Consider the following 8,167-nt stretch of genomic DNA (forward strand, 5'->3'; position numbering starts at 1 on the left):
TCTTAGGCTTTAGGCGTTTAACTCAGTTGGACTCAGTTTGAAAAATAACTGGGGTAATTTATGATGCGTAGATTGTAAGTTCGCGTAAATCAAACGCGAACACTTCTTTTTTGTCCAAAGTCCAAAACTCAAAACTATTAACAATACTTCTAATTAAGCCGCCATACCACTGCTGTGGAGTAACAGCCTGAGTGCCGATAACTGTAATATCAATCGCTGCACAAGTAATTCCCTCTTGTTGCAGCCTTTGCATAGTTTGCACCCGTAAACTGGATTTTCCCATCTGTCGGGAGTTCAATACATAACAAAACTCCCCTACCTTCAAAGAATTATAAAGCTTGTCGTCTGCCTTTCGTTTAACATAGGTAGGGTTATCTAAGGATAAGCTGCCTCCAACTTGATAAATTAAACTGGGTTCACTGCTCATCAGCTCACTCCGAAAATATCGCAGAAATACTGATGATATAAATTGCAACTAATTTTTACTTCATTCCCCATTGGATGCACTAATCCCATGCTGTGCAACTTATACCCCTGCATTGGTTCAAGACGCACTTTGTCTGTTGCTGTTACCACTTTTTTCAGTGCTTCTACCAATTCTGAATCTTGCTGAATAATGTTCCAATATCGGCGCACATGATTGCCATAAATTCCCGATTCTGTAGCCGCAGTTTGCAGAATTTGCTTTAGGGTAGTACTGGTATTAACCTTGAGATAAGAAAATGCCTGCCCTACCAAATAGGGATGTCCTCCCACTAAATTCATCAACTCTTGTATCTGCTCATAATCCCAAGAAAGTCCATATTGTTTGGCTAAATTCTTGACCTGTTCTGGCGTAAATTCTGGTAACTCTATTGGCACACCAACATTAAAAGGTGACTCATTCACCTTCAGCGGTACATAAACTTCTGTAGAGTGGACAACTACTAGCCGCAATTTTTTCCAGATGTTACGAGTTTTCGCTTGTTCATGCCAAGCTCGTAGCAGTCCCAAAAATTCAGCACCTACTTCACGATAGGGGAAAATCCGCTCAACTTCATCCAAACACAAAACCAAAGGACTGTCAGCTTCTGCCAATAAATACTCTTCAAAATAGGCTGTGCAGTTCATCTTACTAGTAGAAAATTGTTCATCCCAGTAATCTGCCAGTCTGTTCGGCATTCCTAAAATTTGACCAACACTAACACATAACCATTTCAAAAATTTATCCAGGTTAGTAAAATGAGTTATTTCTGCATAATGCAGGTTCAAAGATACTGTACGATAACCTTCACGGGTTAGCTGATGGAGAATCTTAGCTATCAAAGAGGTTTTACCCATTAAACTCGGAGCCTTAATCCTTAGCAGCCCGCCGGATTGGCATAGTATTTGATAACAAATAAATTCAATGGGAGGACGTTCTACATAAATAAAGTCCTCTACCTCTGGCTCTTCTGGAAATACCTCAACACTTGCTTCTTGAACTTGCTCATATTCTGTTACCATCGCATTTTTACTACCGTTGTGGTCAGAGGCTGCGATTGCTTTCCAATCCAAATCTAACTTGTCACAAATTTCTTGAAAATTTAGACAGTCTACAGGTTTACCGTTCAGAAAGTTACTTACGGTGGCAAGAGAAAGACCTAATTCTTCAGCCAAATCTTTTTGGCGTGGATAACCCTGACGTTGTACGGCTGCTTTAATTTTGTAAATCAACTTCTTATCAACTTTTACTGAGCGCGACATAACTGGATTTTTCTCAGCAAGATGGTCAAATTATAGAACTAGTTCCGTCTACGAAACGGTAACTCAGTAAGAAGTCAGTTTTAAGTCATGAATCACGAAGGGCTGACAAAACATTGTAGATAATGGCAACATTGATTTATGACAGCAGATGTTGTCTGGTGTACACCCTCCCCCAGGCGTTCCGAACCAACTTGCTCGACAGAAATCGGGTCTGTTTGCACTAGGATTTAGGGATGACTCCCAGTCTGGGGTTCTAAAGTTTTAAGCGAAAGAAATCGGTGATCGCCATTCCCGTTGACGGGATTGATGATATCAACAGCGATATCAATATCTAGCTTTGGCACGGGAGGGCTGTTTTAGGGGTTTTTTGTACAAACCCTCGAAAAGGGGGATTAAGGAATTTAATCTTGAATGGTGCTTTACCTTAAAAGAAAGCACAAACCTTCATAGAGCTATAGGTTTGGGAGAGTATCATTAGTCCGATTAGGATCTAAGAATTGCATTTTGAGACATAAAAAGAGACATGATTGGGGTATGTCTCTCAAAGTACAGTTTCTGAGACACGGTGGTGGGAAAAGCTTTGCTGATAAAGATTTGAAGATAATAATGCCAAACCTCGTTTTTGCTATTCCCCCTTTTCGAGGGGACGTACAAAAAACCCCATGTTCCAAAACTTAAGAGGTAATTTATGTCAGAAAATTTTGTCAGTGTTCGTGCAGAGGTTTTAAAGCTTCCCAAGGAATTCCACACCAATCCATCAAATGAACGGTACAACCCAGATAAGGAAATCATTAAGCTTACTAGAGTTCCATGTATAGGTGTAGCGAACTGCAAACATCGGGGGATGAAACTGCAAACAAGCCAATTTTGAAACCACAATAACTGCAAATAAGGGGGGTCTCAAAACCACATTATCTGCAAATGAAACCACATTATTTGCAAACAAACCACAATAACTGCAAATAAACCACAATAACTGCAAATAAGCTGTAACCCTTATAAATAGGTTGTTGTAGAAAAACAGCCTCGAAACTGTCCAATTTATACGAACTTTTTTGCTGGACACATATGTACGCTTTTCGTGGTTTAATCTGGACTAATACCGTTCAATTAAATGCTCGAAGCTGTTTAAACCGACAGCCAATATGGCTATGGTTATTTATGCTTATTTAAGAGTCTCCAGCGATCGCCAAGACGTACACAACCAACGACATGGCATTTTGGAGTATGCCAACACACACGCTTTGAGTCCAATCCAATTTATGGAGGACACAGTTTCTGGACGGGAGAAATGGTCAGAGCGGGGTGTAGGACAACTACTGACTCAAACTGCCCTTGCTTCTGATGTAGTAATTTTCTCAGAAGTCAGTCGGATGGCACGCTCCACCCTACAAGTGTTAGAAATGCTCGAATGCTGCGTGCGTCGTGGAATTAACGTCCATATCGCCAAACAAGGTATGGTATTGGATGATTCAATTGCCTTGCCGGATTACAGCTTTCGTGTTGGGCTTGGCAGCAGAAATTGAACGGGAATTGATTGTACTCAGAACAACCGAAGCACTAGCCAAACGAAAAGCTGAGGGGAAAACGTTAGGACGACCCAAAGGGCGACAATCTGCACATTTGAAACTGGACACAAGGGAAGCAGAAATTCGCAGCTATCTATCCAAAGGGATCAGTAAACGCTCAATTGCAAAACTGGTCGATTGTTCACCTTCCACCCTCTATGATTGGTTGGCACGCAAACATCTCCACTCACGCCACGACAAATTGGTGGAGAAGTTATAAGATGCCCAAGAAACAAATACCAATTGATGCAATCTTAGACTTGCGCCGCCGCTTAGACCAACTACCACCACGCAGTTCAGATCGTCGGGTATTAGTCCAAGAAATAGCACAATTGTATGGCATCTCCGAAGATACTGTGTATCGGACACTACGGCAGCGCAATCTGATCAGGTCAGTGCGCCGTGTTGATTGTGATGTACCGCGTGTTATTGCTAAAGCCGGACTAGAGCGTTACTGTGAAATCATTGCTGCCATTAAAATACGTACATCGAACCGCAAAGGTCGTCATTTATCTACCGTGCAAGCAATCCGCCTTTTGGAATCCGATGGTATCAACACTCCAGATGGTCATGTAATAGTTCCAGCCGGTTTGCTTAAAGCAACCACTGTCAATCGTTATCTCAAAAAATGGGGTTACGACCGCGATACCCTCTTACGACAACCACCTGCTGTTCGCTTCCAAGCAGAGTCCAGCAACCAATGTTGGCATTTTGACCTTAGTCCATCAGACCTCAAGCACATCAAATCACCAGCCTGGATAGAACCAGGACGGGGACATCCTTTGTTGATGCTTTATAGTGTCGTTGATGACCGAAGTGGTGTTTCTTATCAGGAATATCACGGAGTTTATGGGGAGGATGTGGAAGCAGCACTGCGGTTTATGTTTGCCGCTATGTCGCCCAAGTCATCCGATGAATTACCCTTTCAAGGCATTCCCCAAATGCTGTACATGGATAACGGGCCTATTACCCGCAGCTTGGTGTTTCAAAAAGTCATGGGGTACTTGGGGATTGAAGTACGTACCCATTTACCCGCAGGTAAAGACGGACGAAGGGTAACTGCTCGTTCCAAGGGTAAGGTGGAACGTCCGTTTCGCACCGTCAAAGAAATGCACGAAACTCTGTACCATTTGCATGAACCGGAGACAGAAGCTGAGGCTAACGCTTGGTTGATGCGCTTTTTACTCCATTACAATAGCCGACCTCATCGTAGCGAGCCCCATTCCCGGATTGAAGATTGGCTTGGCAATCTTCCAACGTCAGGAATCCGGCAAATGTGTAATTGGGAGCGTTTTTGTACATTTGCACGTTCGCCTGAACACCGCAAGGTGGGCATTGATGCTCGCGTTACGGTTGAGGGAGTAGCTTATGAAGTCGAGCCGGATTTAGCAGGAGAAACTGTAGTTCTTTGGTGGGGCTTGTTTGATAACGAACTTTACGTAGAACATGGAGAGCGTCGCTACGGGCCATTTCTGCCTGTAGATGGGCCAATTCCCCTGCATCGCTACCGTAGTTTCAAAAAAACACGGACGCAAAAACGAGCTGACCGGATTGAATCTTTGGCTAAACAGTTGTCTTTACCGAGTTCTGCTATTGGCACATTAGACATACCCTCACTTAGTAAGGATATAACGTCATTCAAGGTACAGCCTTTTATTGACCCCAACCCGTTTCAAGAATTAACTTTCAGCACGGTCATTGCAGCAAAATTGGCGATCGCCGAATATTTGGCACGCCCATTAGCCAAACTCACCTCTGAACAGATGGCTTATATTAATGCGGTTCTGCTGACTACTCTTAATAAGCAGGAGGTAATGAAACAAATTCGAGATTTCTTCAATCCCTTATCAGGTACAAGCCATGTTGAGTGATGTCATGACTTATTTTGGTCTCAAACGTACCTTAGACCATGTGGGGTATTTTGAGACTGAAGACCAAACGAATTTATTCAAAGAACTTAAACTCCAAGTTAGGCAAGGTCGCTTGATTGCCGTAACGGGTGTTGTTGGTTGCGGTAAAAGCACCACCCTCCAACGACTGCAATTGGAATTAGCTTCAGAAAAAGACATTATTACCTCTCGTAGCCTTGCAGTTGACAAAGATAAAGTCAATTTGGGGGTTTTAATGGCTGCTTTATTCTGGGACTTAAGTACTGAAAAAGATGCTAAACCACCAACCCAACCTGAACAAAGAGAACGAAAATTGTTAGCTTTGATTCAAAAATGCCGTAAATCTGTAGTGCTTTTTGTTGATGAAGCTCATGATCTTCATCACAGTACGTTAGTAAAAATTAAGCGTTTAATTGAATTGGTACGTCAAAATGGTTGCATTTTATCTGTGATTCTGATTGGGCATCCCAAGCTAAAAAATGATTTGCGCCGGCCATCTTTGGAAGAAATTGGTGCTAGGACAAATGTGTTTAGCTTAGAAGGTATCCGAGGGCATCAGATTGAGTATATAAAATGGCTATTGAGTGAGTGTATTCATGATAATTACCTGCCGTCAGATTTAATTACGGATGAGGCAATTGCATTTTTGGCAGAACGATTGACGACTCCATTACAAATTGAACATTACTTGCAGAGAGTATTTGAAGATGCTTATCAAGCTGCAACAAAGCCTGTTACTACGGACATGATTTCAGCGGTTTTGGCTGTTGGACTTAACGATTTAGAACCTCGCTTAGTACGGCATGGCTACACGAAGACAGTCCTAGCTGAGTTATTAAATATACGTTTAAGTGAAGTGAATTCTTTTTTACACGCTCAATTGCCTCCTGGTCGAACAGAAGATTTGAGAGACCAGATGTTAAAAATTGGAATTCCTTTGTATGCGTCAGAGCGAAATTAAATGGGAGTAGCCTCAAACTTGTCAAAAACGAGAAATACCGCGTACAGAATTTTTCTGTTTTGTTAGTGTCCAGTTTATATATAGATAAATAGATATATGTGTCCAGTAAAAAAGTTCGTATAAATTGGACAGTTTCGAGGCTGTTTTTCTACAACAACCTATTTATAAGGGTTACAGCTTATTTGCAAAGAATGTGGTTTGTTTGCAAATAATGTGGTTTCATTTGCAGATAATGTGGTTTTGAGACCCCCCTTATTTGCAGTTATTGTGGTTTCAAAATTGGCTTGTTTGCAGTTTCATCCCCCGATGTTTGCAGTTCGCTACATATAGGCGAGAGAATTCTGTGGGGACTACAAGCCATCTACAAAGTTACTGATGTAATACATTATCCGCAGGATGAGGATTTTGCTGCGCTTATATCAATTGAATGGGAAGGGTGGATAGACGACATTTAGCCCATTATTGAGGGGCAAGCGATCGCTGTCACTACGACCCAAGAAAGCTTCCGCCGCAGTCAGGAGCGCCTTGTATACAGATGTATAGAGAAAAGGTTGATATTATTAATGCAGCAATTTAGGACATAAATTATGTCTAATGTCACGATTAACCTGCCAGAATCCGTATTTAGCGCCCGTCGCCTGAGTCCAGAAGAATTTGTGCGTGATATGCGCCTCGCTGCTGCTATCTACTGGTATCAGAAGCAGGAAATCTCAATGGAGAAAGCAGCCAATGTTGCTGGGTTAAACCGCCGAGACTTTCTAGCCGTCCTAGCCCGTGAACAAGTAGATGTCTTCGCTGTTGACTTTGATGATTTGCAGAGCGAGTTGAACCGTGGCGCTCACTGCCTGCTATCAACACATCCCCACTAATTTTTTTGACCAAGGGCGGCTTTCTTGATTTGTTGTTCCTAATGGGATCATCAATTATTGTTCCTGATGCTGTAGCCACAGTGGTAAGTGAATAAAATATCATCTAGGGTGCAGTCGAGAAACGAGCGGTTAGATTACCTGCAAGTGGTCGCAGCTGTTTTAAATCCTTACTATATTTGGAAGGAAGCTCACTCGGATGCTACTTTAGGTTCTTCCTTACGGACAAATGTATTTCTGTAGCCTTTTGTATTCCTCATCGTTCCAATCATAACCATGCCTCTTATACCAATCGACCAATTTGGGTTGCGAATATGTATCATCAAGAGGTTTTGGATTGAGTATTATTTTCTGGTAGCCCTTTTTTGTAGCTAATGCCTCCACCTCTACAAGTACTCTGGAGCCAATTCCTTGACTTCTCATGTTTGGAACAACATAAAGCTCATAGAGAACCAGTGGCTTAGGTACAGGCCATAAATCTAGAGCAAAAAAAGCAACTTCGATATCATTACAAATTGCAATGAAGCAGCTTGTGATGCGTGCATTGCACCGTTTAGCTCTTTCTCTAAGTACTTGAGAACGTATTTTATCTGCGGATTGAATTTCTTGAATTTCTATATTCACTAGCTTGTAAAAACCTCTTTGGGTTGATTTTATCAATTTGCATTTTGTATCGTGGAATCTCAACGTAAGTTAATTTATTACACGACTGCTATTTCTGGTTGACCAGGAGTGAAAATCTGGGACTGCGGCTGCTAGGCAGCGTTGATATCACTCACTGATAGCAACGATTGATCAACCAGGGGTATAGAAGCGAGTATAGACAAGTCAGGCAAGCCGCAACATGAGCAAATCTATGGCGTGCGGATCATACCTGCAAGTGGTAATCGCGTTGCAAACATAAGCAAGTTTAATCAGCCAACGAAGTTATGCGGGTTGTAGCGTTCATGCTTTCGGGCTGATTGATAAGTCTGGGTTAATCGGGTGCGATCGCTCACGATAGAATAGGCTTTTTGGTCAGTTACATTGTGTTAAGTACTTATGCAAAATTAATTACATATTTTTCTCCAAAATCTCGAATGACTTTTTCAACATAGTTAACTAAATTTGACCAACTAGAGTATGCATCTATTTCTATCCATTCATATTTCATAAAAC

Annotated in this window: 7 protein-coding genes and 2 pseudogenes; 5 read left to right on the top strand and 4 right to left on the bottom strand. The window is 41.9% G+C overall.

Annotated features, from left to right (window positions below; translation table 11 throughout):
- Window positions 1–124 precede the first annotated feature (124 nt).
- Both LC605_RS29330 and LC605_RS29335 read right to left on the bottom strand, forming a co-directional pair.
- Window positions 125–427 (bottom strand): annotated as a pseudogene (locus LC605_RS29330) (AAA-like domain-containing protein); the annotation flags it as partial.
- Window positions 427–1,725 carry an AAA-like domain-containing protein gene (locus tag LC605_RS29335; RefSeq protein ID WP_229550962.1) on the bottom strand — a complete coding sequence of 433 codons (1,299 nt, stop codon included), beginning with the start codon at window positions 1,723–1,725 and terminating at the stop codon, window positions 427–429. The pseudogene LC605_RS29330 and the gene LC605_RS29335, both read right to left, overlap by 1 nt.
- 1,145 nt (window positions 1,726–2,870) lie before the next feature.
- Here LC605_RS29335 and LC605_RS29340 point away from each other — a divergent pair.
- The 5 genes from LC605_RS29340 (at window position 2,871) to LC605_RS29360 (ending at window position 7,012) form a co-directional block, all read left to right on the top strand.
- Window positions 2,871–3,251 (top strand): recombinase family protein, encoded by a 381-nt coding sequence (locus LC605_RS29340; protein ID WP_229550963.1) that lies wholly within the window; start codon window positions 2,871–2,873, stop codon window positions 3,249–3,251.
- Window positions 3,235–3,513: a helix-turn-helix domain-containing protein gene (locus LC605_RS29345; protein ID WP_229550964.1), complete on the top strand. Its 279-nt coding sequence runs from the start codon at window positions 3,235–3,237 to the stop codon at window positions 3,511–3,513. Before LC605_RS29340 ends, LC605_RS29345 begins: the two co-directional genes overlap by 17 nt.
- A gap of 16 nt (window positions 3,514–3,529) precedes the next feature.
- Window positions 3,530–5,164: an IS481 family transposase gene (locus tag LC605_RS29350; protein ID WP_229550968.1), complete on the top strand. Its 1,635-nt coding sequence runs from the start codon at window positions 3,530–3,532 to the stop codon at window positions 5,162–5,164.
- 4 nt (window positions 5,165–5,168) lie between these two features.
- The gene (locus LC605_RS29355) at window positions 5,169–6,143 is read left to right on the top strand and encodes an ExeA family protein (protein ID WP_229550965.1); all 975 of its coding nucleotides are present in this window, start codon (window positions 5,169–5,171) and stop codon (window positions 6,141–6,143) included.
- Between the two features lie 587 nt (window positions 6,144–6,730).
- A complete protein-coding gene (locus tag LC605_RS29360) occupies window positions 6,731–7,012 on the top strand; it encodes a UPF0175 family protein (RefSeq protein ID WP_229550966.1) in 282 nt (93 codons plus the stop codon).
- Window positions 7,013–7,228: 216 nt separating this feature from the next.
- On the opposite strand, the gene LC605_RS29365 is transcribed toward LC605_RS29360, so the two are convergent.
- Window positions 7,229–7,633, bottom strand: a complete 405-nt coding sequence (locus LC605_RS29365; protein WP_229550967.1) for a GNAT family N-acetyltransferase — start codon at window positions 7,631–7,633, stop codon at window positions 7,229–7,231.
- Window positions 7,634–8,048: 415 nt separating this feature from the next.
- Window positions 8,049–8,167: pseudogene (locus LC605_RS29370) on the bottom strand (IS630 family transposase); the annotation flags it as partial.

The organism is Nostoc sp. CHAB 5836, from assembly GCF_020829445.1.
Taxonomy (GTDB): Bacteria; Cyanobacteriota; Cyanobacteriia; order Cyanobacteriales; family Nostocaceae; genus Nostoc.

Coding starts and splice junctions, on each gene's coding strand:
- LC605_RS29340 (WP_229550963.1), top strand. CDS start 2,871: ATGGCTATGGTTATTTATGCTTATTTAAGAGTCTCCAGCGATCGCCAA.
- LC605_RS29335 (WP_229550962.1), bottom strand. CDS start 1,725: ATGTCGCGCTCAGTAAAAGTTGATAAGAAGTTGATTTACAAAATTAAA.
- LC605_RS29360 (WP_229550966.1), top strand. CDS start 6,731: ATGTCTAATGTCACGATTAACCTGCCAGAATCCGTATTTAGCGCCCGT.
- LC605_RS29355 (WP_229550965.1), top strand. CDS start 5,169: ATGACTTATTTTGGTCTCAAACGTACCTTAGACCATGTGGGGTATTTT.